Consider the following 26,152-nt stretch of genomic DNA (forward strand, 5'->3'; position numbering starts at 1 on the left):
ACACACACCATGCAAGACCACTATGCGGCCCTGGGGCTGGCAAGCGATGCAACGCTTGCCGACATCAAAAAAGCCTTTCGCCAGAAAGCCGCGCAGACCCACCCGGACCGCAATCCTTCACCCGACGCGGCCCAGCGCTTTCGCGAAGTGCAAAGCGCCTACGACGTGTTGTCGGACGAAGAAAAGCGCAAGACCTATGACGACAACCGCCGCCGCGGCCTGCTCGACAGCCCCATCGACACCGCCCACGAGATCTGGCAAAACTATATGAAAGAAGTCCTCAAATGAGACTCTCCCGCTACTTCGCCGACCACGCCAACGCCTACGACGCCGAAATCAACGACCTGGTCTCCGATTCCGAAGGCAAAAACATCCTAGAGAAACGCCTGCGCGAAAAACGCAGCCAGCTCGACTTTCTGGTGCTGATGATGGAAGACAGCCCCGAGATGCTGGCCGCAGCTTTCCACCAGGGCTTTCGCTTCAACTCCAGCGCCAAGATGGACCAGTTTGCCGGCCAGCAACCCGACGCCCTGCCCGGCTGGAAAGCCGTGAGCCAGGTCGCCGTGCCGGTGGCCTGGGCACAGCCGATGATTGCGCGTGTGCTGCAGGAAGACGGTGGCGACCGTTTCCTGTGTGTGGCCGCCGTGCTGGAGTACCTCTACACCCGCGCCGACCCTGAAGCCGCCGCGCGCGCCGCCGAAGAAGAAAAAGACGAGGAAGACAACGAAGAAGGTGGCGACCACGGTGCCGACTCGGACGGCGACAACGACGAGCTGAACGACAGCGACGCCGCCAAGCCCGACCTGGAAGAAGCCGGTGCCGACTGGCTGTCCGACCAAGGTTTCGACCGCAAAGAGTAATTCCGTGCCGAGATCAACCGCCCACTTTGTCGACTTCGCTTGCCTTACGCCTGTAATGTCTGCGCTTCGTCTTCGCGTGCTCGGCTGATCTCGACACGGAATTTAGTAGACCCGTTTTAGGAGTGCCTATGCATTACCCCGCTCTCATCAAAGCCCAAAGCCTGATCCTGGCCGGCGACATCGTGGGCGCCGAGTCGGCCCTGGTGGCCATGGCCGACGAAGAAGGCGACCACGCACTCGTGGCCGCGCTCGACACTTTTCCGGCCAAGGATCTGCTGGCGGTGATCCGCGAATACGACAGCTCCAAGGAGTCGGTGATCAACCTGCTGGTCACGCCGCAGCAGTTTGCGCGCGCCGTGGTCATCGAAAAGCAATACAAGGACCTGACACACACCCATCTGCGCGGCATGATCAATTCGGTGATCTTCCGCGAGGACCACGACCCCGTGGAGTTCCTGCGCACCATTGGTGAACTTGACGGCGGCTGCGATGCCCTGGCCGACTACCTGCTGGAGCACTGGACGCGGGTGGAAAGTTTTGTGCGCACCGGCACCTTCGACACCATGGAAGACGATGGCTCTCTGCTGTCTGAAGCCAACATGATCGCTGCCGTGTACACCAAGCCGCGTGTCGATCTCGACGAAATCATTGACCACGACTGGCAAGAGTTCAGTTGGCTGCTGCGCGCCGAGTGCCCGGACATCCTGATCGAAGTGCTGACCATTCTGCGCGCCCGCTTCAAGGCCTACAACGCCGAGCAGGAAGGTGAACACGAAGGCGAGGACGACGAACTCGGCCCGGACCACGACCACAGCCGCGACACCCACGGCAAGGGCGAGGGCACGAAGAAACGCGCCGCCGACTCGGACGAAGAATCCGCCATTTAGTCCGCTATTTAGTCGCCATCAGACCAGGAACTGCACCGCGCCCATGTCCACGCCAGACTCCGCCACCACCGCACACGCGGTCTCGCTTTTCGACCACAGCCAGTACTTCGAAAAAGCGCTGCGCCACGGTATTCAAACCGGCATCATCACGCCCACCCGGCTGGAGGCCATGCACCAGGAGGCGGCCAAAGGCATGGTGCAGATTGCGCGCTATTTCGGCACCGAGTTCCTGCGGCCCGATCTCGAATTGGCGCGCACCCGCATCGTCAACATGGTGAGCCTGTTCCTGGAAGAAACGTTTGACGGCGACATCAACCAGGCGGCGATTTCCTTGCGCGACCACACGCTGCTGTCGCGCTCCAAGGGTGGCTCTGACATGTTGCGCGCCTTGATCACCATGCCGGACCACACCCACCTGAGCATGCAGGAAAGTGGCACGTTTACCGACGACCACATTCCGCTGCTGGCCAAATGGTCGCTGCGCAGCCTGGCCGACTACCGCGCCGCGCTGGCCGAACGCACGCTGATCGAAGAGCGCATGGAAGCAGGCTACTGGTTTGCGCAAAAACTCGGCGTGGCCCGGCGCGAATTAAAAGACGCCCAGACCGACGCCGACGCCTTGATCCGCACCGGCTTGCTGATGCACGCCGCCGCACGCCAGCACATGCCCAACTGGCCACAATTTGAATCGGCCGTAGAGCTGCTGCGCAAACAACACGCGGCTGGCAAAAGTGTGCGCCTGAGCATTCCCGCTGGCCTGCCCGCCGAGCACCGCGCCACGGTAGAAGCCATAGGCCGCAGCATGGCGCTGGAAGACCTGCCGAAAATCCTGGACAGCAGCGTGAAGGTACGCAAACTCTTCCAGCAGGCCGTGGGCTTCATGGGCCGCTACCACTGGACCGACGAAGACCTCGAAGACATCAGCAACTTCGACCGTGCAGTGTCCGACCAATGGGTCAAGGTAACCCAGCGCCACACCGACGACAGCTCCTTGATCACGCTGTTCCTGTGCATCACCGCTGGTGTGACGCGCAAGACCATCCTCACCGAATCGGCCGCCGGCACACTGGTGCGCCGCCTGCGCAAAAACGGCTTTGATGCCGAACTCGCCAGCGCCTTCATCCACGATTACGCGCCGCACGAAAACCACGACGACTACCAGCGCCTGTGGACGGCGTTTGTGGAAGAAGCCCAACGCGACCTGATGGACGAACGCGACACCAAACTCACCGAAGCCATGAGCACCTTGAAACGCCACTGCAACATCACCGAAAACGAGAAGAAGCCGGCCAGGAAAGTGGCCGCTAAAACAGCCAAGACCGGGAGCCAGGCATGAAGTTCAAAATGGCCGAACGCTCGTTATTTGCGATTCTGCTGCGCTCGCCGTGGTGGATCAGTTTTATCGTGGCGGCCCTCTTCATCACGGCCGCCCGCCTGCTGTTACCCGACCCCTACTTCACCTTTGGTGCCATGGGCTCGGGGCCGTTCATCGTCATCGGCGTGATGGCCGCCTGGCGCCAGTTACGCGCGCCCAGCCCCAAACGCGTCGCCGCCACCATGGAAGCACTGGCGGCCATGCCCTGGCGCGACTTTGCCAACACCGTGGAGTCGTCTTTCCAGCGCCACGGCTACACCGTCACGCGCCTCAGCGGCACGGCGGCCGACTTCTCCATCCACAAGGCGGGCGCGACCACCCTGGTCAGCGGCAAACGCTGGAAAGCCGCAACCGTGGGCCTGGACGGCCTGCGTGAACTGGTGGCCGCGCGCCAGCAGCAAGACGTCAGCGCCTGCCAGATCCTCACGCTGGGCACGTTTTCTGAAGCCGCCGCAGCCTATGCGCGCGAACACGGCATCAAGGTGGCACAGGGTGAAAACCTGGCGCTGTTGTTGATGCCATTGCCAAACACTTCCGCCACGGCATCCGCCGCACGCTGATCGCCCCAAAAAATGCGGCGCGGCTGGGCTTGGGCTCTGGGTTTGTTCGGCGCGGCACTGATCGCCAGCCTTTTGGCCGGTGCCACGGCGCTTTACCTCGCCATCGAAACCCAGGCCCGCGTGGCGCCACCGGCGGTGGCCTTCACGCCAGAACACATAGAGCGCGCCGTGGCGCTGTTCAACAGCAACGACCCGCGCCGCTTGCGTGTGGGCAGCCCAGGCAAAATCACCGTCTCGCAAGCCGACCTTGACCTCACGGCGCGCTACCTCAGCCAACGCTTTGGCCGCACCGCCTCGCGGCTCGAGTTACGCGCCGGTGGCGCATCGTGGGCGTCGTCTACGCGGTTGCCAGCCTTACCGCTGGGCACGGCTCACCCCTACCTCAATCTGCAGCTGGAACTGCGCGTGGACGGCGCAGCCGTCTCCATCAGCCAACTCCACATCGGCCGCTTGCCGCTACCGACCTTGCTGGCCAACCCATTGGCGGCCTTTGCGCTGCAGCAGTTGCGCGACAACTCGCGCACTATCAGCGCCCTGCTCGACAGCATCACCCAGATACAGGCCAGCCCCACAAGCCTCCAGGTCGACTACACCTGGCGCGGCCTGCCACCCGATGCCATGGGCAGCCCCCGCTGGTTTGCCGAAGACCAGGCCCGCGTCAAAGCCTATGGGCAATGGTTGGCCACGGCACAAGTCCAGACGCTGGACGCCCTGCTGCCACCCCTGCTGGCCCTGGCCGCCGCGCGCAGTGCCGACGACACACAAGCCGTGGCCGAGAACCGCGCCGCACTGATTGCACTGGCCATGTATGTGAACGGTGAACCGCTGAGCGCCTTGCTGCCCAGCAACGAGCCCCTGGTACCTGCCAGCCCGCGGCCGATTCGCTTGAACGGGCGCGCCGACTCGGCACAACACTTCACCGTCTCTGCCGCCCTGGCCGCCACCGCCGGCAGCCCGCTGGCCGACGCCGTGGGCCTGTACAAGGAAATCAACGACGCACGCGGCGGCAGCGGCTTCTCGTTCAACGACCTCGCCGCCGACCGCGCCGGCACCCGCCTGGGCGAACAAGCCAGCGAAACCTTGGCCGGTGCGCGTCGCCTGCAGCAGTTCATGGCCCAGGGTTCCGCCGTCTTGCTGCCGCCAGTCGACGACCTGCCCGAAGACCTGCAGCAAGCCGACTTCGCGCGCCGCTTCGGCAGCGTCGATGGGCCTGCGGTACAGCGCTTGCGCGCGGTGATTGAGGAACGGATTGGCGCCTTGCCGCTGTACCGCTGACCACAAGCCAAGGCGCGCAGAGGGAGCGGCTTGAGCGAAACTATGCGCTGACCTTCACTACCCCAGGAGCCCGCCATGATCACCTGCCACCTGCGCTACGTCATCGATCCCTTCAAGCTCAAGGAGTTTGAGCACTACGGCAAGGTCTGGATTCCGCTGGTGAAGAAATTTGGCGGCATTCACCACGGTTATCTGCTGCCGTCTGAGGGCGCGAACAATATTGCGCTGGCATCGTTCTCGTTTCCGTCGTTGGCCGCCTACGAGGAATACCGCGCCAAGTCGTTCAACGACGCCGAATGCCTGGCGGCGTTCAAATACGCCGAAGAAACACGCTGCATCGTGAGCTACGAGCGCACCTTCTTTAGGCCGGTGTTTGAGTAAGCCATGGCTACTTCAGGTTCACCCGCGCCTGCACCGCCTCAAACAATACATCCACGTTTTCCACGTGGGTGACGCGGCTGTAGACCTCTTCGCGGCGTAGTGTGCCGCGCGCCACCATGTCATCAACCAGCGCGTAGAACGTGGCCCAGTGAGTGGCTTTGTGGCCGATCAGGAACACCGGCACGGGTGTGAGTTGTTTGCTCTTCAAGCTTTCTATCGCCTGGAAGATCTCCCACGCGGTGCCGGTGCCACCGGGGCCGATGATGATCACGGCGGAATGCGCCAGCATGGCGCTTTCGCGCATGGCCACGCTTGTGAAGATCAGGCCGTCGCTGGTGATGGCTTGGCCCTTGTAAGGCCAGAAGGCGACCAGTGGGTCGTGCTTGGGGTCGTAGTAGGTGGTGTAGCCAATGCTGGGGCCACCAGCCTCGGTGGCGCCCCGGCTCGCGGCTTCCATCAGGCCCGGACCGGCGCCGGTGAGTATGGGCAGCTTGCCGCCGTACTGCCGCGTCCACTTCTCGGCGAAGGTGCGCACACCGCTGTACAGCGCGTTGTTGGCGGCGGCGATGGCCGGGTCTGGGTTGGCACTGGCCTCGCCTATGCGTGAGCTGCCATAGATGCCAACAAAACCGTTCGGGTACCTGGTTTTCTTGAACAGATCGGCGCAGTAGGCATCGCGGGCGAAGTCGTCGGGGCTGAGCTGGTCTTCGGTGCCGCCGTAGGGGCCGGCGTAGAAGGCCATGCCGGGCACGCCTGGGCAGCGCTCGCCCGATGCCAAGGCCAGGTTCAACACGGCACTCAGGCGCACGCTGGCCTTCTGCAGTTGCTCCTGGGCCAGCGGCCAGAAGCTGGCCTGGTAACGCGCCAGCGAGGCATCGTTTTTGACGGGCGGCACATTGAGGTAGGCGGCGGCCGCCAGCAGGTGGGTTTGGTTGACCCACTGCACCACATCCGATTCACGTGCGTTGTATTGCGGGGCCCAGGCACGGCGTTGCTCGGGCGAAATGGCGGCATCCATCTGCTCGGCGGCCTTTTGCACGGCGGCACGGTCGTACGTGTAGTCGGCGCCCAAAACCCAGCCGTAGTGTTTTTCGATGAGGCCGCTGTCCCACACGGCATGCAGGTTTTTCGCGCGCTCCGAATAGGCAAAGGCCAGCAAGTTGCCGCCACGGTCCTGGTTGTCGGTGACGTGCATGGGCTGATGCACGTCACCCACCAGATGGGTGACCCACTTCAGCGCCTGCAGCCGCTCGCCATCAGGCTTTTTGCGGTCGGCTAGCACGCGGGTGGCGTCGGCAAGCTTGGCGACGATGCAGGTCAGCTCGGGCACTCGGCGGTTGTCTTTGTCGCCGTGGCAGTCACGGTCTTCAACATAGGTTTGCTCGGACAGCGGAATGTTGACGTAGTGCGCCGGGCCGGTATCGGGGTGGCTGTTGCGGTGGGCATCGGCCCATGACGCCACATCTTCCAGGCTTTTGGCGTTCTCCAGCGCCAGCAGGCGCAACACCTCGGCCTTGGCCACGGGCACCAGGTGCGCTTGCGCCATGTTGGCGATGAGCGCGTGGCCCTCGGTACCAAAAGCTTGTACGTTGGCCGAGAGGCCTGAGGCCATCACGGCGGCCACCACAACTGCTGCAAGTTTCATGAGCGCCCCTGGGTTTGTGAACCAAATATTAGCGCCAGGGCCGCGCATCAAGCGAAGGCGTTGCCCATCTTTGCAAAGCCGTTGCGGCTATGCAACCAGCCTAGCCCTGGGCCGCGTTCTCCGCTTCCTGCAGCGTGCGCCACATCACCTTGCCGGCGCCGCTCTTGGGCAGCGCCTCGACAAATGCCACGTGTGTGGGCGCTTTGTAGACGGCCATGTTTTCGCGGCACCAGGCGATCATCTCGGCCTCGCTGACCTGGCCTTGATGGCTGGCGCGCAGCACCACCACGGCTTTGACACTTTCGCCCCGGTAGCTGTCGCGTGTGGAGATCACACACGCTTCCTGCACCGCCGGGTGGCGGAACATCAGCGCCTCCACCTCGGCCGGCCAGACCTTGTAGCCGCTGGCGTTGATCATGCGTTTCAGCCGGTCGGTCAGGTAGAAAAAACCATCGGCATCGACACGGCCCAGGTCGCCGGTGCGGAAGAAACGCTTGCCGTCGAGCTGCACAAACGTGGCCTCGGTGGCGTCGGGCCGCTTCCAGTAGCCGTGGAACAGCTGCGGGCCGTGGGTGATGATTTCGCCGGATTCACCCACGGGCATTTCTTGCAGCGTCTCGGGATCGACCACACGCGAGTCAACCCCCATGAACGGAATGCCCAGGCACTGCTGGTGCGGATGCTCATACGGGTTGCTGTGAGATGCCGCTGCCGTTTCGGTCAGGCCGTAGCCTTCGTTGTAGCGCAGGCCGTATTGCTCCAGCAGGCGCTGCGCCACCGCCTGTGGCATGGCCGCACCACCACCGCCGATATAGACCAGGCTGGACAAATCGAATTGCGCCATGTTGGGGCTGGCCAGCAGGTCGACCACCATGGTGGGGATATTGGTCCAGTGTGTCACGCGCCACTGCGAGATCAGGCGGCCGGCCAGTTCGCGGTCCCAGCGCGGCATGATGATGATGGTGGCGCCGCAGTAGATGTTGCAGTGGAGCATGCTGACCATGCCCGTGACGTGGAACATTGGAATGACCGCCAGCGTCATGTTCTCGGAGGTGCACGCCCCCCACACGGCGCTGGCCACGGCGTTGTGCATGATGCTGGCGTGCCGGTGCATGCAGCCCTTGGGCAGGCCGGTGGTGCCGCTGGTGTAGGGCAGCAACGCCAGGTCTTGCGGGCCCACGACCAGCGTGGGCGCGGGCACCGAGGCATTGGCCATCAGCGCGCTCCAGTTGTGGATTTGCGCGCTGGGCGCTTCTGGCAAGTCGGGCACGGCGGTCAGCCATTCGCGCCAGGCGGCTGAGGGGGCGTTGTCGCCGCTCACATTCGCATCAAAGCTATCGGTGTAGCGGGTCAGCACCAGGTGCATCAGGCGCTGGTTGGGCGGCAATACGTCGTTGGCCTGCAGCAGCATGGGCGCCAGGTCGGCGGTGGTGATGGCCAGCTTGGCCTCGGGGTCGAGGATGTAGTGCTTCAGCTCTTCGGCACGGTTCATGGGATTCACCGGCACCACCACCGCGTTGGCCCGCAGAATCGCAAAGTGCGCCACCACCAGTTGCGGGCAGTTCTGCATATTGAGCAACACGCGGTCACCGCGCTGCACCCCCATGGCGGCCAAGTGGCTGGCCAGGCGCTCGGCCTGCGCCAGCAATTCGGCATAGCTGATCACACTGCCAAAGAACACCAGCGCGGCCTTGTGCGGGTAGCGGCGGGCACTGGTGGCCAGGTTGTCCCACAGCGAGGTGGCGGGCACGGTGATCTGGTGTGGCAGGCGGCGGGGCCAGAAGCGGAAGTGGGCGCGTGGGCTTGCAGGCATGCGAGTTGTCTCCTGGTCGGAAGGTCGGCGGCCCTGCCGTGTATGGCGGGCGCTCTGAAATGCATCAACGCAGCATACGGAACCCCACCGTACCTGCCTAGCCGGGGCAGCCCGCACCTCTGTCACCTTTGTTCAGGATTTAAGCCAAACGGCCCCTTTGCGCCTGCTGCATATGCGCAAGCAGCTTCTGTTTTAGGAGCACTCGATTTCACCCTCGAAACATCAACACACATCTTGGTGCATGTTTCGCAACGCCCTGCCCTCAGGCCCCGCGCTTGGTGCAGCACACGCCAGGTGGCCCACGCAAATGAACCGAATAGGTGCATCAATCTTGTATATCAGTTGGCATGGCTTGTGCGTACTGATCTGATATGACAACCGCAGCAGAAATAAGCGAACGCATCATCGAAGCAGTGATGGCGCAGAAGCTCGCGCCCGGTGCACGCCTGGGTGAGCAGCCGCTAGCGCTGCTGTTTGATTGCAGCCGCACCGTGGTGCGTGAAGCGCTCACGCGGCTGGCCGCACGCGGCATCGTCACCGTGAGTGCCCGGCGCGGCTGGTATGTGATCGAACCCTCGCAAGAAGAAGCACGTGAGGCGTTTGAGGCGCGCCGTGTGATCGAGACCGGCCTGATCCGCACCCTGCCTGCCGTGGGCAAACCCGCCATCAAGCGACTGAAGCAACACCTGAGTCGCGAGAAGGCGGCGCTGGCTAGCGACGACGTGGGCGCACGCAGTTACCTGCTGGGCGACTTTCATGTGTGCCTGGCCGAGTGTCTGGGCAACAGCCTGCTGGCCGACACGCTGCGCGACTTCACCGCGCGCACCACACTCATCGCCATGCTCTACCAGTCGTCGCACAACGCGGCGCAATCATGTGAAGAACACGTACAAATCGTTGCCGCGCTGGAGCGTGGCGACATGGCGCTGGCCGAACAGTTGATGCGCGAGCACATCGGCACCGTGCAGGACGCGCTGCGCCTGGCGCCTAGCATCGACCCGCTGGCCGAGCTGCGCCACGCCTTGGCACCCGTGGGTAAACAAACCAAGGCACAGGACTTGCTCACCAGCAAAAATGTCACGAACGTCTCACCCCAACCGAAACCTGCAGCCAACGGCAAACGTGGCAAGCAGCACCCTGCCCGCGCTATTTCCTCTACCGACGACGACCCATCCACCTACCTAGGAGCTTTGTTATGAACAAGTCGAAACGCCACCTCTCCATCACCATCGCCGCCTTGGCCCTGCTCGGCGCCGCTGGCAGCGCCATGGCACAAACCGCGTTGGACGACGTGCTCAAGGCCAAGAAGATCACCATCGCCATCCCCACAGACTACCCGCCTTACGGTTTTGTCGGCACCGACCTGAAGCCCCAAGGCCTGGACATCGACATGGCCAAGCTGATCGCCAGCAAACTGGGCGTGGAACTGGAATTGGCCCCCGTGACCAGCGCCAACCGCATCCCCTACCTGCAGACCAAGAAGGCCGAATTGGTGATCTCCACCCTGGGCAAGAACCCCGAGCGTGAAAAGGTGATCGACTTCACCGCCGCCTACTCGCCCTTCTTCCAGGCGGTGTTTGGCCCCAAGAGCATGAACATCAAAAGCTGGGCCGACCTGAACGGCAAAACCGTGGGCGTGACGCGCGGCGCCATGGAAGACCAGGAACTCGGCAAGCTCGCCCCCGCCGGCACCGACGTGAAACGTTTTGAAGACAACAACGTCACCGTGTCGTCCTTCGTCTCGGGCCAGGTGCAACTGATCGCCACCGGCGCATCGGTGGCCGGCAGCATGATGGCCAAGAACCCGCAACTCAACACCGAATACAAGCTGCTGCTGAAAGACTCGCCCAACTTCATAGGCGTGGCCAAGGGTGAGGACAAGCTGCGCCTGAAGGTCAACGAAATCATTGTCGACGCCAAGAAGAGCGGCGAACTCGACAAGATGGCCAACAAGTGGCTGGGTCGTCCAGCAGGCGACCTGCCTCTGTAATTCCGCTCCCAGATCAAGCGTGCACTTTGTCGACTTCGCTTGCCTTACGCCTTGTAATGTCTGCGCTTCGTCTTCGCGTTCACGCTTGATCTGGAAACGGAATATCTTTTACAGCTCGCACCTAAGCAGCCTCGCGCAAGGACGCCCATCGCCATGAAAATCGCTTTCGACTTTTCCGCCATCCTGAGCCAATGGCCCTTGCTTCTCAAGGGCGTGGGCTGGACCTTGTGGTTGACGCTGATCGCCACCGTCATAGGCCTGGTGCTGGGCATTGCCTGCGCCTGGGTGCGCAGCCGCGAAACACGTGCGCCCAAATGGCTGCAATGGCTGGTGTCCATCTACGTGGAGTTGATCCGCAACACGCCGTTCATCGTGCAGTTGTTCTTCATCTTCTTCGGCCTGCCCGCCATGGGTTTCAAGCTGTCACCCGAAGTCGCCTCCATCCTGGCCATGGTGATCAACCTCGCGGCCTACGCCACCGAGATCATCCGCGCCGGCATCGATGCCACACCCAAGGGCCAGATTGAAGCTGCCGTGAGCCTGGCGCTGAACCGCATGCAGGTGTTCACACGTGTGGTGCTGCCACCGGCCATGAAGAAGATCTGGCCGTCGCTGGTGAGCCAGATCATCATCGTGATGCTGGGTTCGGCGGTGTGCGGGCAAATCTCCACCCAGGAGCTGAGCTACGCCGCCAACCTGATACAGAGCCGCAACTTCCGCGCGTTTGAAGCCTTCATCGTGGCCACGCTGATCTACCTGGCCTTGGCCATGGGCGTGCGCCGCCTGCTGAACTGGATAGGCCCTCGCTTTGTCTACGGCCGCTAAGAACATGAGTCCCCAGGCTACCTCACTGCGTGTACTCGCTACCCCCCAAGGGGCTGCGGCCTGCCCTTGGGGCGGCTCCGCGCGCAGGCCCCACTTCGTTTAAGGATCCACCATGGTTGACTTCGCCATCTGGGACATCCTGCGCAACCTGCTGATGGCAGCGCGCTGGACCATCAGCCTCTCCCTCATCGCCTTCATAGGCGGCGGCATCGTCGGCATGTTGCTGCTGATGCTGCGCCTGGCCCCGGCACGTGGCATGGGCCCGGCCATCTCGGCCTTCATCTCGGGCTATGTGCAGGTTTTTCAGGGCACGCCGCTGCTGATGCAATTGTTCCTGGCCTACTTCGGCCTGGCGCTGTTTGGCTTCAACACCTCGGCCTGGGTGTCGGCAGCATTGGCGCTGACGCTCTACACCAGCGCCTACCTCACGGAGATTTGGCGTGGTTGTGTGGCGGCCATTCCCAAGGGCCAGTGGGAAGCCTCGGGCAGCCTGGCGCTGAACTTTTCAGAGCAGATGCGCCACATCATCCTGCCGCAGGCGATCAAGATCGCCATCCCGCCCACGGTCGGTTTCCTGGTGCAGGTCATCAAGGGCACAGCACTGGCCTCGGTCATTGGTTTCATTGAACTCACCAAGGCCGGCACCATGATTGCCAACGCCACGTTCAAGCCTTTCCTGATCTACAGCTTTGTCGCTTTGATGTATTTCGTTCTGTGTTTCCCCGTCAGTTTTTACGCCAAGTCGCTCGAAAGGAAGATGCATGCAGCCCGCAACTAACCCCGAAATGGCCGCCGTCGCCCAGGCCGCCGACAAGCTTGGCGACACCATCGTGCGCATCACCGCGCTGCGCAAGTCCTACGGCAGCAACGAGGTGTTGAAGGGCATAGACCTGGACGTGAAGCGCGGCGAGGTCATCGCCATCATCGGCAAAAGCGGCTCGGGCAAAAGCACGCTGCTGCGCTGCATCAACGGGCTGGAGGTCTTTCAGGAAGGTGCCCTGCGCGTAGACGACAAACCGCTGCTGTACGAAAGCGCCATGGCCATGCGCGAGCTGCGCCAGCGCGTGGGCATGATCTTCCAGGGCTTCAACCTGTTCCCCCATTTGACCGTGGGCCAGAACGTGATGTTGGCGCCCAAGCTGGTGAAGAAACAAGCCGATGCCGCGGGTATGGAGCAAGCGCGCCGCCTGCTGGCCCGTGTGGGCCTGGCCGAAAAAATCGACGCCTGGCCGGACCAACTCTCCGGCGGTCAACAACAACGCGTGGCGATTGCGCGCGCGCTGGCCATGGAACCTGCCGTGCTGCTGTGCGACGAAATCACCTCGGCGCTCGACCCCGAACTGGTGGGCGAAGTCCTGCGTGTGGTCGAAGGATTGGCCGACGAAGGCATGACACTGCTGATGGTCACGCACGAAATGAGCTTCGCGCGCAAGGTGGCCGACCGTGTGATCTTCATGCACCAGGGCCGGGTCCACGAAATGGGCCCGCCGGCCGAGCTGTTTGGCCATCCGCAGACGGCCGAGTTGAAGCAGTTCCTGTCGTCGCTACACGACTAGGCCGTCATTTCGACCACACACACGGTGCATACACGCCGCCGCAACCGGGCGAGGCTTGGGCATTTTTTAATGCCTATGTGAAACCCTGCTCGCGTCGGCGCCGCGCAAAACTAGGGCAACATGGCAGTCTTCGAAGCAAAAAATGGAGACAAGCATGTTTGCAAACACTCGCGATGGCCATGCAAGCCCTGAGCAACAGGCGCGGCGCAGATTTTTGCAAGCCAGCAGCGCGCTGGGTCTAACAGGTCTGGCACCGGGCCTGGCCACTGCACAGGCCAACTGGCCCAGCAAGGCGGTGCGCTTCGTGGTGCCCTTCGCACCCGGCGGCAGCTCGGAGATCGTCGCCCGCTCCACTGCCGCCGAACTCAGCACCACCCTGGGCCAAAGCGTGTTTGTCGACAACAAGCCCGGTGCGGCGGGCAACATCGCCATGGCCGAGGTGGCGCGCAGCGAAGACCAGCACACCATCATCCTGGGGCATATCGGCACGCTGGCCGTGAACCCCTACATCTTCGACAAGCTGCCCTACGACGCCAACAAGGACTTCAAGCCTGTGAGCCTGCTGGCCAAGGTGCCCAGCCTGTACGTGGTGCACCCGGATGTGCCCGCAAAAAACCTCACCGAATTTATTGCCTATGCCAAATCCAAACCCGGCAAGCTGAGTTATGGATCGGCCGGCAACGGCAGCGCCGGGCATCTGGCCTTTGAGTACCTGAAGATGACCTCGGGCTTTTTTATGCTGCACGTGCCCTACCGCGGCACCGGCCCCATGCTCACCGACCTGCTCTCCGGCCGGCTGGATGCGTCCGCCATTGGCGCGGCGGCCATCATCCCCTTCATCAAATCAGGCAAGGTGCGCTGCATCGCCACGGGTTCAGCCAAACGCCTGCCGCAGTTGCCTGATGTGCCCACCGTGGCCGAACAAGGTTTTCCCGGCTTTGAGATGACGCAGTGGTACGGCATGCTGGCCCCGGCCAATATGACCGCACCCCACCTTGCCAAGCTCTCGGCAGAAACCATGAAGGCCGTGCGTGCACCCGCCGCCCAGGAGCGGCTGCGCGGCGACGCGGCCGAGGCCATAGGCGGCACGCCGGAGCAGTTTGCGCAATTCATCGCCGCCGAACAGGAACGCTGGAAGAAGGTGATTGCACGGGCGAACATCAAGCCGGATTAAGGTGGCCGGCGGCCGTGTCGGGGCGACGCTCTATCTCCACGCCGGCACGGATGCTGTTGCTCATGGGTCTGCCGGCTCGCTCGGCAACACGCTCAAAGGTCTCACGCGTGGCGGCGAACTGCGCCTGTTCGCCGAAGCAAAGCGGGCAACACCTCGATGTTGCCCGCGGGTCTGAGTCTGATTTTGGCGTCGATGTGACGGCTTGGTGGCATGGCTGCGCTTTGTGCCACGCCCGATCAGCAGCCGAATCGACTTCACTTGTCAAAGAACCGTCGTTCCCCAACACGGATTTGGCCGTCACAGTGGTTATTCCGCAAAGTCGCTGGCCGTACGCTGGCCGCCCCCTACGCGTTGCGACGATAAGACAATATGCATGCTGCGTATTTGACCAGGGATAGCCGGCCTTGCCAATTCAATTGGGCTGCGCGATAGTGCCAAACCAGTGCACGTTCAACCGCACAGGAGGGCCAATGCCGCAGAGTTCCTTGGGATTTCCTGAGAAGCCGACGATCCTTGCGGTGGATGACTCCCCGGACAACCTGTGGCTGCTGTCGGGCTTGTTGAAAGACCTCTATCGCATCAAGCTTTGTGGCTCTGGTGACAAGGCGCTGCAGATCATTCGGGACGACGCTCCACCCGATCTCATCTTGCTCGACGTGATGATGCCCGGACTCTCGGGCTACGACGTTTGTCGCCAACTCAAGGCCACCCCCCGCACGGCGCACATTCCCATCATCTTCTTGACGGCCATGTCGAGCACGGCGGATGAGCAGCAAGGCCTGGCCCTGGGCGCCGCTGACTTCATCACCAAACCGATCAACCCACCGATTGTGTTGGCGCGGGTGGCCACGCAGTTGCAGGCCAAGGCCGGTGCAGATTTTTTGCGCAACCAAAACCAGTTTCTGGATGCCGAGGTGCAAAAGCGCACGCGCGAGGTGAATGCCATCCAGGACGTCACCATCCTGGCGATGGCGTCGCTGGCCGAAACACGCGACAACGAAACCGGCAACCACATCCGGCGCACACAGCACTATGTGCGGGTGCTGGCAAACGCCCTGAAAACCCACCCACGGTTTGAGAGCCATTTGTCGGACCACGTGATAGAGATGCTGTACAAGTCGGCGCCATTACACGACATCGGCAAGATTGGCATTCCGGACCGCATCCTGCTCAAGCCCGGCCGTTACGAGCCGCACGAATTCGAGATCATGAAGCGTCACCCGGCGCTGGGTCGCGACGCGATCCAGCATGCGGAAGACCAACTCGGCATGCCGGTGGAGTTTTTGCAGTACGCAAAGGAAATTGCCTACGGCCATCAGGAGAAATGGGACGGCAGCGGCTACCCGCAAGGGCTCGCGGGAGAGGCCATTCCGCTGTCGGCCCGCATCATGGCGGTGGCCGATGTGTATGACGCCTTGATCAGCCGCCGTGTCTACAAGGAAGGCATGCCGCACGAGAAGGCGGTCGGCATCATGCGCGAAGGCCGAGGCAGCCATTTCGACCCCGACATACTGGACACCTTTCTTGGCCTGGTGCAGGAGTTCGAGCGCATCGCGCAGCAGTTTGCCGACACCGACGCCGACATGGCGCAGAAGGCTGAAGACCTGGCGCTCGCCAGAGGTGACGACATTGTGCAGGGCTGAGCCCGCGCCGCCATCCGTTCGGGCGGCAGCCGAGCCGCCCAGTCAGAACAAGGACAGGCCTCATGATTGACCGTAGAAAGTTCCGCCAATGACGTCCCTGAAAAGGTATCTACAGGCCTCTTCGCTCAGCGCCAAACTGGCAGCGGCCTTTTCGGCGGTGTTGCTGCTCGCCATCGTTCTAGGGGGCTTGGGGATTCATGCCATCAACGCCGTCAACAACGAAATCCAGAACAAATATGGGAAGGAACTGCAGGGCATGTCAGATGCGCGCGCGGTGCAGTTCCACTATGCAAGTATCGGGCGCCACCTGCGCCAGTTGCTGTTGACCCGTGACGAATCCACGCGCAGCCAAGCATTGCGCCAACTCGAGCAGAACCAAACCGAGTTGAGCCGCGCGGTTGAAGATTTGCGCGTCCACATCTCTCGCGATGAAGACCGGCGCAACTTGCGCACCTTTGAGCAAGGTTATGCCAGTTACCTGCGGAATGTCGACGCGGTACTGCAACTGGCCCGCACGGGGAAGTTGGAGGAAGCACGGCTACGCGTGGCCAGCCCTGAGTTCGGTGTGATCGGTGAGGCCGTCGCCCAGGCCATGGAAGCCGTGGTCTCCACCAAAGAAGAAGGCGCACGCGAGTCCATCCGGACCGTGCAAAACATGGCGCAAGCCACCAAGCTGCGCGTCATCGCCCTGCTGTTGCTGGGGGGTGTGGGCTGCGGTGTTTTTTTCTGGCTGATTGCGCGTTCCATTCGTGTGCCGGCGGTTGAACTGCGCTCGGCTGTAGAGCGCATTGCCGCTGGCGATCTGCGGCAGGAAGTGCCCCATGTCGCCTACCAGAACGATGTGGGCGCATTGGCGCGTGCGGTGGCCGTGCTGCAGACCGGCGCGCGCGAGCTGGAGGACCAGCGTTGGGTCAAAAGCCACACGGCCGCGATTTCCGCCGAGCTGCAATCCACACGCACCTTTGTCGAGCTGGCCCAGCGTTTTTTCACCCTGACGGCAGCGCCTCTGGGCATTGGCCACGGCGTGCTCTACATCTATGAAAAGGATCAACAACGCCTGCGCCTGCTGACGGGGTTTGCCTACCGCGAGCGCAAGTCCCTGGACCAGTACATTGCATTGGGCCAAGGCCTGGTGGGCCAGTGTGCGCTTGAGCGCCACCCGATTACGCTGACCGAGCCGCCTGCAGACTATGTGCGCATTGGTTCGGCGCTGGGGGACGCCACGCCCAAAACCGTGAGTGTGCTGCCGGTATTGCGCGCCGACCAGTTGCTGGGTGTACTGGAGATCGCCAGCCTGGAGCAGATCACGCCCGCGCGCCAGGCCCTGCTCGACGCCTTGTTGCCGGTGCTGGCGGGCAATCTGGAAATTCTGGAGCGCAGCATGGCCACACACCGGCTGCTGGATGAAACCCGCGCCCAGGCCGAAACCCTGGAGACCCAGGCACACGCACTGGCTGCGCAGAAAGATGCCATACAGGCGACCGAGACCTGGTACCACAAGATCATTGAATCGTCGCCCGACGGCATGTTGATCCTCGACGTCAACGGCAAGATCATCCTGGCCAATCAGCAGACCGAATCCATCTTCGGCTACGAGCGCGGTGAGTTGCTGGGCCAATCGGTGGAAGTGTTGGTGCCGCAATCGGTGCGGCCACATCACGTCGGCTTGCGCAGCGGCTTCACGCGAGACAGCCGCGCGCGCCTGATGGGCTCCGGCAACGACAGGCTGCATGGCGTGCGCAAAGACGGCAGCGAATTCCCGGTAGAGGTGGGCTTGGCGCGTTTGCCCGATGTGGGCGGGCGTGGCGACTGTGTGTGTGCCGCCGTGCGCGACATCACCGAGCGGCGGCGTGCCGAAGACGAAGTGCGCCGCGCACGCGAGCTGGCCGAAGACGCCACGCGCGCCAAGAGCGAGTTCCTGGCCAATATGAGCCACGAGATCCGCACACCTATGAACGCCATCATCGGCATGTCCCACCTGGCATTGCAGACCACGCTGGACAAGAAGCAGCGCAACTACATCGAAAAGGTGAACCGCTCGGCCGAAAACCTGCTGGGCATCATCAACGACATTCTCGATTTCTCCAAGATCGAAGCCGGCAAGATGAGCATGGAGCAGATCGACTTCCGGCTCGAGGATGTGCTCGACCATGTGGCCAACCTCATAGGCATGAAGGCCGAGGACAAGAGCTTGGAGCTGCTGTTCAACTGCGCGCCCGAGGTGACAACCGCCTTGGTCGGCGACCCGCTGCGCCTGGGGCAGATCCTGGTGAACCTGTGCAGCAACGCAGTGAAATTTACCGAGCAAGGCGAGATCATCCTGGGCGTCGAACCCGTGCGCCAGGCCGGGACCGAAGTGGAACTGCACTTTTGGGTGCGCGACACCGGCATAGGCATGACGCCCGAGCAGTGTGCCAAGCTGTTCCAGTCGTTCAGCCAGGCGGACAGTTCCACCACGCGCAAGTACGGTGGCACCGGATTGGGTCTTGCCATTTCGCGCACGCTGGTGGAGTTGATGCAAGGCAACATCTGGGTGGAAAGCACACCAGGCGCTGGCTCTACCTTCCATTTCCACGCCAAATTCAAACCACAGGCAGAGCCCATGCCGCGCCGCATGTACCGTGCCGAAGAGCTGTTGGGCGTGCGTGTGCTGGTGGTCGACGACAACGGCGCAGCGCGCGAGATCCTGTCCACCATGGCGCGTCGTTTTGGGCTGGAGGTCGATGTCGCACGCGACGGCCAGGAGGGCCTGCGCATGGTGCAGGCCGCACACACGCAACAACTCCCCTATGAACTGGTGCTGATGGACTGGAAAATGCCGGTGATGGATGGTGTGGAGACCGTCAAGCGCCTGCAATCCATGCATGAGGGGCATGTGCCGGCGGTGATCATGGTGACCGCGTTTGGCCGCGACGAGGCCATGGGCGCGGCACAGAGCCGCGGTGCCCTGGTGAACGCGGTACTCACAAAACCGATAACTTCTTCGACTCTGCTCGAGGCCGTGGGCGAGGCCTTGGGCAAGACGCGTATTGCGCCCAGCCGCTCTGATTCAAAAGTGCAGGGGCAGCAGCAACACCTGGTGCGCTTGCGCGGAGCCCGTGTGCTGCTGGTGGAAGACAACGACCTGAACCAGGAACTGGCGCTGGAGTTGCTGCGCCAGGCCGGCATCGAAGCCGTGCTGGCCCAGAATGGCCAGGAAGCCCTGGACGTTTTGGCGCGTGATGCCGCCTTTGACGGTGTGCTGATGGATTGCCAGATGCCGGTGATGGACGGTTATGCCGCCACTCGCCACATTCGTGCCCAGCCGGCGTTACGCAAGCTGCCCATCCTCGCGATGACGGCCAATGCCATGGCCGGCGACCGCGAAAAGGTGCTGGAAGCCGGCATGAACGACCACATCGCCAAACCGCTACGCGTAGACGATATGTTTGCCTGTATGGCGAAGTGGATCACGCCGGCCAGGGCTTCAGGTGGCGGCGCTGCTGGTGCGGCCCCTGACCCCGAGTTGGCAGCGCCAGCACTTTCTACCGGATTGCCGCCTTTGCCTGGAATCGATGTGGACGCGGGTTTGGCCACGGCGCAGCACAACCAGGCGCTGTACCTGCGCCTGCTGGTCAAGTTTGCTGTTGGCCAAGCCCATTTCGGCGCGGACTTCACACAGGCGCAAGAAGATACCGATGAAACGGCCGCCACGCGTTGCGCCCACACGCTCAGAGGTGCGGCGGGCAACATAGGCGCCCATGGTGTGGCCTCGGCTGCTGCGGCGCTGGAACAGGCTTGTGCACAGAAAGCGCCATCCGCTGCGCTGCAGCCTCTGCTGGCGGCCACTCTGCAGGCCTTGCAACCGGTGATCACCGCCCTGCAGCAGCTCCTGCCGGCTGCAGCCTCAGCCCAGGCCGCAGCGTCCCCCGCGGGCGCGGTGCAGTCAATGCCGCTGTCGACCGAGGTCAGCGCCCTGCTGAGCCGGCTGCGCAAACTGCTGCAGAGCAACGACGCCGAAGCCGGTGATCTGCTTGACCTGGTGCAGGACAAGCTGACGGCCGAAGGCCATACGCTTGCCAAAGCCCTGGCGCCGGTTGCGCGCGCCATCGAAAACATCGACTTTGACGGCGCGCTGCAGAAATTGGATGCCGCCGTCGCCCCGCTGGCAGCCGCATGAAGCTCACCATGCACGCCTTTGGTCTTTTCGCGGGGTGCCTGGCGTTGTTGCTGAGCAGCATGGGCAGCGCCCAGGGCCGAACGCTGCAAGACATTCGCCGCGACGGCGAGCTGCGCATTTGTGTGGCCGGATCGAGTGCCCCGTTTTATCAAGTGAACGGCGAAGAGTTTGCGCGCCATCTTGGTGTGCGTGGCAAAACCACGTTGCTGCCGTCCTGGGACCACCAGTTCCACAATGCGCAGGGCGTGACACTGATGGATGCCCGCTACGAAGCCGCACTGCTGGCCAGCGGCCAATGCGACCTCTACCCCAACGACCTGCACATGACGGCCTGGCGCCTGAACAAGATGGCGCTGGTGCCTTACTTCACCACGCGCAACGTGGTGGTCGCCAGGCCGGAAATGCGTGACACGCTGCGTACGCCGCAAGACCTGGCGGGACATGTGGCCGCGGTGCAGGCCGGCACGGCGTACGAGAGCCTGCTGCGCGAACTGAATGCCAAAACGCTGGTCCAGCGCCCCATCACCATACAGACGGCCCCCACGGCGCAAAGCATGCGCCGCGTCGCCGAACACCAGGCGGACTTCACCGTGATTGCCGCAGAGTCGGCTTTCAAATGGGTGCGCGACGATTTGCAGAACCTGGATTTATTGTTCGCCCTGGGCGAAGGCACCGAGGTCGGCTGGGGTGTGGCGACAGACGCCGAGGACTTGCAGACGGCGTTGGCCGACTACCTGGCAGACAGCCGGCGTGTAGGCTCGCGCCTGGACCTTTCGTGGCGCAAGAACTACGACATCTCGCTGACAGAGTATCAATTGTTTTCCGCCACGTTCGACACCCGTGCCCAATTGCTGCAGTTATGGTCGCGCTGGGGGCTGCCGGCGGGCTTGGCGTTTGTGGGTGTCATGGGGGTGATGCTGTACTGGATGAGACGCTTGCGCCGTGAAGTCGCGCGACACAAGCTCGCCGCCGAGGCGCTGAGCAAAAGCCAGGAGGCGATGTCGTTGGAGGTGGGGCGACGCAAAGCGGTTTCCGAGTTGTTGCTGGCCTTGCAGCAGACCGTCACGCTAGAGGATTTCAGTCAAACCGTGCTGCAGCAGATCTCGCGGCATCTGCCACTGGGACAGGCCATTTTTGCGTGTGTCGATGCGCCCGATGGCGTCAAGGCGCAGGCCCACTATGCCGGCAGCGGCACCGATCCCATCGCCTCTTTGCGCGAGCTGCCCAGTACCATGCGCCTGATCGACCGCTGCGTGGCCACCAGAGAGCCGGTGCTGACGGTGCAACCCGGCGCCGACTACCTGCGCATCCGTTCCGGCCTGGGCCATGGCGCGCCGGCGGCCATCCTGGTCATGCCGATCCGCCACGCAGAGCATGTTCTAGGGGTGATTGAACTGGCGGTTCACCAGCCCTTCACGCCCAGCCAACGGCAATTGCTGGTCGAATTCGAGCCGATTGTGGCGGTCAGCCTGCGGCGTTTCTTGTCAGAGCCAGACTCCGAAATTCTGCAGGCGGGCAACACCGAGGCTGGCCACGCCACAACACACGAAAGGGCACAAGCATGAGCTATTTCAACAACCCAGATGGCCGTATGGTCGGCCGTGGCGTGTGTTGCCTGGTGGTCGACGACTATGACGCGATGCGCCGGGTCACCGTCAACCAGTTACGCCAACTTGGCGTCGACCAGATCCAAACGGCGAAGAATGGTGCAGAGGCGCTGCGCCTGCTCAAAGGCCAACGTTTTGATGTGGTGCTGTCGGACTGGAACATGCCGGTGATGACCGGGCTGGAGTTGCTCCAGGCCATGCGCGAAGACGAGGCACTTTTCAATATTCCGGTGATTTTGATCACCGCAGAGGCCGAGCGGACCAAGGTCGAAGAGGCCATCGCACAAGGCGTCACCTCGATGCTGCTCAAGCCTTATTCACCCAAGCAACTGATGACCCGGCTGGAGCGCGCCTTGCAGTGGAAACCGCGCGCACCGAGCATGCCAGGGTACGGCGAGCTACCGGCCCATGGTGGCGTGGGCGGCCGTGTGAAGCGCAGCAGATTGCCAGGCGAAGGGGCCGAGCAGCGGCAGACCATCCTCATCGTTGACGACACCCAGGACAATCTGCTTTTGCTTTCGGAGTTGTTCAAAGGCGAGTTTCGTGTGTGGTTGGCGCCGTCCGGTGCCAAAGCCCTGGAACTGGCAACGGCTGACGACCCGCCCGACCTCGTGTTACTCGACGTGATGATGCCGCAGCTCGATGGTTTCGAGGTGGCACGGCGTATGCGCGAGCATCCGGTTTCGCAGACCATACCCATCATCTTTGTCACCGCCATGACCTCGGCCGACGCGCGGCTGAAAGGGCTGGATCTCGGGGCCGTGGACTTCATCACCAAGCCCATAGACCCCGAGACGCTCAAGCTGCGGGTGCGCAACTTCATGCGTTACGTGAAGCTGCGCAAAGACCTGCAGGCCGAGTATGACGACATGGTCGCAGCGGCCGAGTTGCGCGCCGATGTCGAACGCATCACCCGGCATGACATCAAGGCACCGTTGGCCGGCGCGCTGGGCCTGATGCAGGTGCTGCTGGGCGACGACAACCTGGGGCGGCGGCAAACCGAGCACCTGCGGCTGATGGAAGAAAGTGTGATGCAGGTGCTCAACATCGTGAATCGCTCGTCTGAACTCTACAAAATCGAGACCGGGCGTTTTGAGCTGCATGCCGTGCCGGTCCCCGTGGGCGACCTGCTGCGGCGCATTGCGGAAATGGACCGCGTGACCTTTGTTGAAAAAAACTTGTCGATCTCGGTCGACGCCGACGTGCCGGTAGGCACAGAAATGCCGCAGGCGCTGGGTGACACGGCCTTGTGTTATTCGGTGTTCCACAATCTGCTGAAGAATGCTTGTGAAGCGGCCCCCGTAGGCTCCAAGGTGGCGATTCGGCTGCGCGACCAGAACCCGCTGTGCATAGAAATCCAAAACACCGGCACAGTCCCATCCACCATCCGTGGGCGCTTCTTTGATAAGTATGTGACCCTTGGCAAAAAGGGGGGCAGCGGCCTCGGCACCTACTCGGCCAAGTGTTTGGTGCAAGCGCAAGGCGGCGAAATACAACTCGCGGTTTCTGACGAAAACAATACAACGACGGTATCTGTGTTTCTGCCGCGGCATTCCCCCTGAGCGTCGGCTCCAGGGCGGTGCTGCAAAGCCAGCGACCAGCTTCAGCGTTTTCCACACCGCGCAGAGCACAAAGCCGCCAGGGCCGGTGAGCCAGGTCTGCGGGCGTGCAAGAATGATGCTGTCCTGGCCTACAAGAAAGCAGCATCGTGCCTCAGCAACCCAGCCATCCGCCGCGCATCTACCTTGCCGGACCGGACGTTTTCTTCCCGGAATGTGATGCTCTCTATACGCGCCTGAAAACGCTTTGCAGTCTGCTGGGCATGGTGGGTGTGGCGCCTACCGATAGCGAAGCCGCCAAGGGCTTCAGCGGCAGCGAAGATGCGCTGGCGCAACGCATCTACGAGGGCAATGTGGCCCTGATCGAGCAGGCCGATGGTGTGGCCGCCAACCTGGTGGCGTTCCGCGGGCTGGAGCCCGATTCGGGCACGGTGTTTGAGGTCGGTTATGCCATTGCCTTGCGCAAGCCCGTGGTGGCCTATGGCGTGCCCGCCGTGAGTTATGCCCAACGTGTGGCGGCGACGCTGGACTGCGCACCGGATGCCAGCGGCACACTGCGCGAAACGGCCACCGGCACCATGGTGGAAGGGCTTGGCCAGCGGCTGAATTTGATGCTGTCGCGCTCTGCACATCTGGCACCCAGTGCCGAAGCCGCCCTGGGCAAGCTGGCCGAGTTGCTGCTCCCCAAAGCTAGCTAATTTGATAGCTACTTACGCATATCCATATTGCTTGGCATGCCGATTTTCCTCATAGCTTTCAATCCACACCTTACACCCCACCTCTCACCACGATGAACCCGCTTTCTGAAGCCCAACAGCAATGCCAGGCCATGTATACAGCGCTGGCGGATCTACGCGGCGCGCCGCAGCAAACCCATGCCTTCTGCAACAGCGTACGCGGCTACTCCGTCCTGCTGGCGGCGTTGCCCGCGCGTTACGGCGAAGTGCTGCTCGGCTTGCTGGACCGGCTGGAGTCAAGCGCCATGTTCAGCGAGGAAAGCTGTTCGTTCAGCCAGCAGGATCTGCTGGCCAACCTGGCGCTGTGGCAGGAAAAAGCGCAAGCGCTTCTTCATCCGGAGATCACTGAATAGCGCCCGCCACCACGTTGATGCTCAGCGCCAGCACCACCATATTGAAGGCAAACGACAGCAGGCTGTGGCCCAGGGTGAGGCGGCGCATGGCGCGCGAAGTGACATCGACATCGGCCACCTGCGAGGTCATGCCCACCACCATGGCGTGGTACAGAAAGTCGAAGTAATCGGGCGCTTCTTTGCCGGGAAACGTCAGCCCCGGTCCCTCGCCTTTTTCCGGCCTGCCGCCCTTGGCCGGCTTTGCGCGGGCAGCGTCGTCGTCGTCAGCCGTCTGGTAATAGCGATGGGCGTAGCGAAACGCGAAACTGGTGTGGATCAACAGCCAGGAAGACGCCAGCGCCAGCATGGAGAGCGCGACGTAGACCGCACGGTCGGACAGCGACAAATCCTTCACGTGGTGCAGCATCTGCGCAATCGCCGCCACGCTTGCAAAACCGGTGACCAACAGCAGCACAAACAGCACCACACTTGAGGCATCTTGCTGCAGTGCACGAGCCCGGGTCTGCGCGGCGTCAAAGGTTTCGGCCAGCCACAGCGCCAAGCCGAGCAACACCCCCACGCCCACAACCCAGGCCAATAGCGCGCGGGCTTCAAAGCCAAAGGGCAGCGGCAACAGAAAAACCACCGTCCCCGCAAGCATGCCGTAGGCGATGCGCTGGGTGCTGGTGGTTTGTGAGAAGTGATGCGGCATGGACGGGCGCGTGGGTGCAAGAACCGGTGAAGGATCTCTTGGGTCCGCGCCCGCTGCAATGATCAGCCGCGCGCGTCGGCCTTGGTATCGGTGAAACGGCCGTAGCTTTGCAGGCGGTCGTAGCGTCGGTCGAGCAGTTCTTTCACCTTGAGGTCGGCCACCTGGCGGTAGGCATCACCCAAGGCGCGCTTCAGGAAAGCGGCCATTTGTTTGTGGTCGCGGTGCGCACCGCCCACCGGCTCGCTGACGATCTTGTCAACCAGGCCCAGCGCCTTCAGGCGGTGGGCGGTAATGCCCAGCGCGTCGGCCGCTTCCTGGGCTTTCTCGGAGGTCTTCCACAAAATGGAAGCGCAGCCTTCGGGGCTGATCACCGAGTAGATCGAATACTGCAGCATGACAACCTGGTCGGCCACCGAAATGGCCAACGCGCCACCGGAGCCGCCTTCACCGATGATGGTGGTGATGATGGGCACTTCCAACTGCGCCATCTCGAAGATGTTGCGGCCAATGGCCTCGGACTGGCCGCGTTCTTCGGCGTCGATACCAGGGTAGGCACCGGGTGTATCAACGAAGGTGAACACCGGCAGTTGGAACTTCTCGGCCAGCTTCATCAGGCGCAAGGCCTTGCGGTAACCCTCGGGTTTGCTCATGCCGAAGTTGCGCAGGCCACGCTCTTTGGTGTCGCGCCCCTTTTGATGGCCCAGCACCATACAGGCCGTGCCGTTGAAGCGCGCCAAGCCGCCCACGATGCTCAGGTCGTCGGCAAAATGACGGTCGCCGTGCAACTCAACGAAGTCTGTGAAGATTTCGCGCACATAGTCCAGCGTGTAGGGACGCTCGGGGTGGCGCGCAATCTTGGTGATCTTCCACGGCGTGAGATCGGCGTAGATGTCTTTGGTGAGTTGCTGGCTCTTCTTGCTCAGTTGGTCGATCTCTTCCGAAATATCGACAGCCGATTCGTTCTGCACATAACGCAGCTCTTCGATCTTGGCTTCAAGATCAGAAATAGGCTGCTCGAAGTCAAGAAATGTTCTTTTTGCCAACGTCATTCTCCTAGGATGG

The 26,152-nt window shown here is 62.5% G+C and carries 23 protein-coding genes; 19 read left to right on the forward strand and 4 right to left on the reverse strand.

The window, feature by feature from the left end; translation table 11 throughout:
* Positions 1 to 9: 9 nt before the first annotated feature.
* The 7 genes from ACFQ95_RS13005 to ACFQ95_RS13035 all read left to right on the forward strand — a co-directional run bounded on the left by ACFQ95_RS13005 (position 10) and on the right by ACFQ95_RS13035 (position 5,338).
* Positions 10 to 288, forward strand: a complete 279-nt coding sequence (locus ACFQ95_RS13005) for a DnaJ domain-containing protein (RefSeq protein ID WP_422831541.1) — start codon at positions 10 to 12, stop codon at positions 286 to 288.
* Positions 285 to 860 carry a hypothetical protein gene (locus ACFQ95_RS13010; protein WP_422831542.1) on the forward strand — a complete coding sequence of 192 codons (576 nt, stop codon included), beginning with the start codon at positions 285 to 287 and terminating at the stop codon, positions 858 to 860. Before ACFQ95_RS13005 ends, ACFQ95_RS13010 begins: the two co-directional genes overlap by 4 nt.
* Positions 861 to 988: 128 nt before the next feature.
* On the forward strand, positions 989 to 1,747 hold the full coding sequence (locus ACFQ95_RS13015; protein WP_422831543.1) for a hypothetical protein: 759 nt from the start codon (positions 989 to 991) through the stop codon (positions 1,745 to 1,747).
* A gap of 43 nt (positions 1,748 to 1,790) precedes the next feature.
* Positions 1,791 to 3,083, forward strand: a complete 1,293-nt coding sequence (locus ACFQ95_RS13020) for a hypothetical protein (RefSeq protein ID WP_422831545.1) — start codon at positions 1,791 to 1,793, stop codon at positions 3,081 to 3,083.
* A complete protein-coding gene (locus tag ACFQ95_RS13025) occupies positions 3,080 to 3,682 on the forward strand; it encodes a restriction endonuclease (protein ID WP_422831547.1) in 603 nt (200 codons plus the stop codon). Before ACFQ95_RS13020 ends, ACFQ95_RS13025 begins: the two co-directional genes overlap by 4 nt.
* A gap of 12 nt (positions 3,683 to 3,694) precedes the next feature.
* Positions 3,695 to 4,957, forward strand: a complete 1,263-nt coding sequence (locus tag ACFQ95_RS13030) for a hypothetical protein (protein WP_422831549.1) — start codon at positions 3,695 to 3,697, stop codon at positions 4,955 to 4,957.
* A gap of 75 nt (positions 4,958 to 5,032) precedes the next feature.
* Positions 5,033 to 5,338 (forward strand): NIPSNAP family protein, encoded by a 306-nt coding sequence (locus ACFQ95_RS13035; RefSeq protein ID WP_422831551.1) that lies wholly within the window; start codon positions 5,033 to 5,035, stop codon positions 5,336 to 5,338.
* A gap of 7 nt (positions 5,339 to 5,345) precedes the next feature.
* On the opposite strand, the gene ACFQ95_RS13040 is transcribed toward ACFQ95_RS13035, so the two are convergent.
* Together ACFQ95_RS13040 and ACFQ95_RS13045 are read right to left on the reverse strand one after the other, a co-directional pair.
* Positions 5,346 to 6,983: a S1/P1 nuclease gene (locus tag ACFQ95_RS13040; protein WP_422831552.1), complete on the reverse strand. Its 1,638-nt coding sequence runs from the start codon at positions 6,981 to 6,983 to the stop codon at positions 5,346 to 5,348.
* A 100-nt stretch (positions 6,984 to 7,083) separates the two neighbouring features.
* Positions 7,084 to 8,796, reverse strand: coding sequence for a long-chain fatty acid--CoA ligase (locus ACFQ95_RS13045; RefSeq protein WP_422831554.1), 1,713 nt, complete (start codon positions 8,794 to 8,796; stop codon positions 7,084 to 7,086).
* A 371-nt stretch (positions 8,797 to 9,167) separates the two neighbouring features.
* On the opposite strand from ACFQ95_RS13045, the gene ACFQ95_RS13050 reads away from it, so the two are divergent.
* The 12 genes from ACFQ95_RS13050 (at position 9,168) to ACFQ95_RS13105 (ending at position 24,399) form a co-directional block, all read left to right on the forward strand.
* Complete coding sequence (locus ACFQ95_RS13050; RefSeq protein ID WP_422831555.1) at positions 9,168 to 9,995, forward strand: GntR family transcriptional regulator; 828 nt, start codon at positions 9,168 to 9,170, stop codon at positions 9,993 to 9,995.
* A complete protein-coding gene (locus ACFQ95_RS13055; RefSeq protein WP_422831556.1) occupies positions 9,992 to 10,786 on the forward strand; it encodes a transporter substrate-binding domain-containing protein in 795 nt (264 codons plus the stop codon). The genes ACFQ95_RS13050 and ACFQ95_RS13055 overlap by 4 nt, the downstream gene beginning before the upstream one ends.
* Positions 10,787 to 10,939: 153 nt before the next feature.
* Positions 10,940 to 11,611 (forward strand): amino acid ABC transporter permease, encoded by a 672-nt coding sequence (locus ACFQ95_RS13060; RefSeq protein WP_422831557.1) that lies wholly within the window; start codon positions 10,940 to 10,942, stop codon positions 11,609 to 11,611.
* A gap of 112 nt (positions 11,612 to 11,723) precedes the next feature.
* Positions 11,724 to 12,389, forward strand: a complete 666-nt coding sequence (locus tag ACFQ95_RS13065; protein ID WP_422831559.1) for an amino acid ABC transporter permease — start codon at positions 11,724 to 11,726, stop codon at positions 12,387 to 12,389.
* Between the two features lie 7 nt (positions 12,390 to 12,396).
* Complete coding sequence (locus ACFQ95_RS13070) at positions 12,397 to 13,167, forward strand: amino acid ABC transporter ATP-binding protein (protein WP_422831829.1); 771 nt, start codon at positions 12,397 to 12,399, stop codon at positions 13,165 to 13,167.
* A 154-nt stretch (positions 13,168 to 13,321) separates the two neighbouring features.
* Positions 13,322 to 14,341, forward strand: a complete 1,020-nt coding sequence (locus tag ACFQ95_RS13075; protein ID WP_422831561.1) for a Bug family tripartite tricarboxylate transporter substrate binding protein — start codon at positions 13,322 to 13,324, stop codon at positions 14,339 to 14,341.
* 470 nt (positions 14,342 to 14,811) lie between these two features.
* The gene (locus ACFQ95_RS13080; RefSeq protein WP_422831563.1) at positions 14,812 to 15,984 is read left to right on the forward strand and encodes a response regulator; all 1,173 of its coding nucleotides are present in this window, start codon (positions 14,812 to 14,814) and stop codon (positions 15,982 to 15,984) included.
* Between the two features lie 88 nt (positions 15,985 to 16,072).
* Positions 16,073 to 20,143, forward strand: a complete 4,071-nt coding sequence (locus tag ACFQ95_RS13085; protein ID WP_422831564.1) for a response regulator — start codon at positions 16,073 to 16,075, stop codon at positions 20,141 to 20,143.
* Entirely contained in the window at positions 20,140 to 21,708 is a 1,569-nt protein-coding gene (locus ACFQ95_RS13090) for a GAF domain-containing protein (RefSeq protein ID WP_422831565.1), read from the forward strand. Before ACFQ95_RS13085 ends, ACFQ95_RS13090 begins: the two co-directional genes overlap by 4 nt.
* A complete protein-coding gene (locus tag ACFQ95_RS13095) occupies positions 21,705 to 23,312 on the forward strand; it encodes a response regulator (RefSeq protein ID WP_422831567.1) in 1,608 nt (535 codons plus the stop codon). Before ACFQ95_RS13090 ends, ACFQ95_RS13095 begins: the two co-directional genes overlap by 4 nt.
* 146 nt (positions 23,313 to 23,458) lie before the next feature.
* On the forward strand, positions 23,459 to 24,007 hold the full coding sequence (locus tag ACFQ95_RS13100) for a nucleoside 2-deoxyribosyltransferase (RefSeq protein ID WP_422831569.1): 549 nt from the start codon (positions 23,459 to 23,461) through the stop codon (positions 24,005 to 24,007).
* Positions 24,008 to 24,099: 92 nt separating this feature from the next.
* On the forward strand, positions 24,100 to 24,399 hold the full coding sequence (locus ACFQ95_RS13105) for a hypothetical protein (RefSeq protein ID WP_422831571.1): 300 nt from the start codon (positions 24,100 to 24,102) through the stop codon (positions 24,397 to 24,399).
* Here ACFQ95_RS13105 and ACFQ95_RS13110 read toward each other — a convergent pair.
* Complete coding sequence (locus ACFQ95_RS13110) at positions 24,389 to 25,090, reverse strand: DUF1345 domain-containing protein (protein WP_422831572.1); 702 nt, start codon at positions 25,088 to 25,090, stop codon at positions 24,389 to 24,391. The genes ACFQ95_RS13105 and ACFQ95_RS13110 overlap by 11 nt on opposite strands.
* Before the next feature lie 62 nt (positions 25,091 to 25,152).
* Positions 25,153 to 26,133 carry an acetyl-CoA carboxylase carboxyltransferase subunit alpha gene (locus ACFQ95_RS13115; protein ID WP_422831574.1) on the reverse strand — a complete coding sequence of 327 codons (981 nt, stop codon included), beginning with the start codon at positions 26,131 to 26,133 and terminating at the stop codon, positions 25,153 to 25,155.
* Positions 26,134 to 26,152 lie beyond the last annotated feature (19 nt).

Origin of the sequence: Variovorax sp. HJSM1_2 (assembly GCF_049316285.1) — a bacterium.
GTDB lineage: Bacteria > Pseudomonadota > Gammaproteobacteria > Burkholderiales > Burkholderiaceae_C > Rhodoferax_B.

Coding starts and splice junctions, on each gene's coding strand:
- ACFQ95_RS13055 (WP_422831556.1), top strand. CDS start 9,992: ATGAACAAGTCGAAACGCCACCTCTCCATCACCATCGCCGCCTTGGCC.
- ACFQ95_RS13015 (WP_422831543.1), top strand. CDS start 989: ATGCATTACCCCGCTCTCATCAAAGCCCAAAGCCTGATCCTGGCCGGC.
- ACFQ95_RS13030 (WP_422831549.1), top strand. CDS start 3,695: ATGCGGCGCGGCTGGGCTTGGGCTCTGGGTTTGTTCGGCGCGGCACTG.
- ACFQ95_RS13085 (WP_422831564.1), top strand. CDS start 16,073: ATGACGTCCCTGAAAAGGTATCTACAGGCCTCTTCGCTCAGCGCCAAA.
- ACFQ95_RS13095 (WP_422831567.1), top strand. CDS start 21,705: ATGAGCTATTTCAACAACCCAGATGGCCGTATGGTCGGCCGTGGCGTG.
- ACFQ95_RS13080 (WP_422831563.1), top strand. CDS start 14,812: ATGCCGCAGAGTTCCTTGGGATTTCCTGAGAAGCCGACGATCCTTGCG.
- ACFQ95_RS13105 (WP_422831571.1), top strand. CDS start 24,100: ATGAACCCGCTTTCTGAAGCCCAACAGCAATGCCAGGCCATGTATACA.
- ACFQ95_RS13025 (WP_422831547.1), top strand. CDS start 3,080: ATGAAGTTCAAAATGGCCGAACGCTCGTTATTTGCGATTCTGCTGCGC.
- ACFQ95_RS13035 (WP_422831551.1), top strand. CDS start 5,033: ATGATCACCTGCCACCTGCGCTACGTCATCGATCCCTTCAAGCTCAAG.
- ACFQ95_RS13075 (WP_422831561.1), top strand. CDS start 13,322: ATGTTTGCAAACACTCGCGATGGCCATGCAAGCCCTGAGCAACAGGCG.
- ACFQ95_RS13060 (WP_422831557.1), top strand. CDS start 10,940: ATGAAAATCGCTTTCGACTTTTCCGCCATCCTGAGCCAATGGCCCTTG.
- ACFQ95_RS13020 (WP_422831545.1), top strand. CDS start 1,791: ATGTCCACGCCAGACTCCGCCACCACCGCACACGCGGTCTCGCTTTTC.
- ACFQ95_RS13010 (WP_422831542.1), top strand. CDS start 285: ATGAGACTCTCCCGCTACTTCGCCGACCACGCCAACGCCTACGACGCC.
- ACFQ95_RS13005 (WP_422831541.1), top strand. CDS start 10: ATGCAAGACCACTATGCGGCCCTGGGGCTGGCAAGCGATGCAACGCTT.
- ACFQ95_RS13110 (WP_422831572.1), bottom strand. CDS start 25,090: ATGCCGCATCACTTCTCACAAACCACCAGCACCCAGCGCATCGCCTAC.
- ACFQ95_RS13090 (WP_422831565.1), top strand. CDS start 20,140: ATGAAGCTCACCATGCACGCCTTTGGTCTTTTCGCGGGGTGCCTGGCG.
- ACFQ95_RS13070 (WP_422831829.1), top strand. CDS start 12,397: ATGGCCGCCGTCGCCCAGGCCGCCGACAAGCTTGGCGACACCATCGTG.
- ACFQ95_RS13065 (WP_422831559.1), top strand. CDS start 11,724: ATGGTTGACTTCGCCATCTGGGACATCCTGCGCAACCTGCTGATGGCA.
- ACFQ95_RS13050 (WP_422831555.1), top strand. CDS start 9,168: ATGACAACCGCAGCAGAAATAAGCGAACGCATCATCGAAGCAGTGATG.
- ACFQ95_RS13045 (WP_422831554.1), bottom strand. CDS start 8,796: ATGCCTGCAAGCCCACGCGCCCACTTCCGCTTCTGGCCCCGCCGCCTG.
- ACFQ95_RS13040 (WP_422831552.1), bottom strand. CDS start 6,983: ATGAAACTTGCAGCAGTTGTGGTGGCCGCCGTGATGGCCTCAGGCCTC.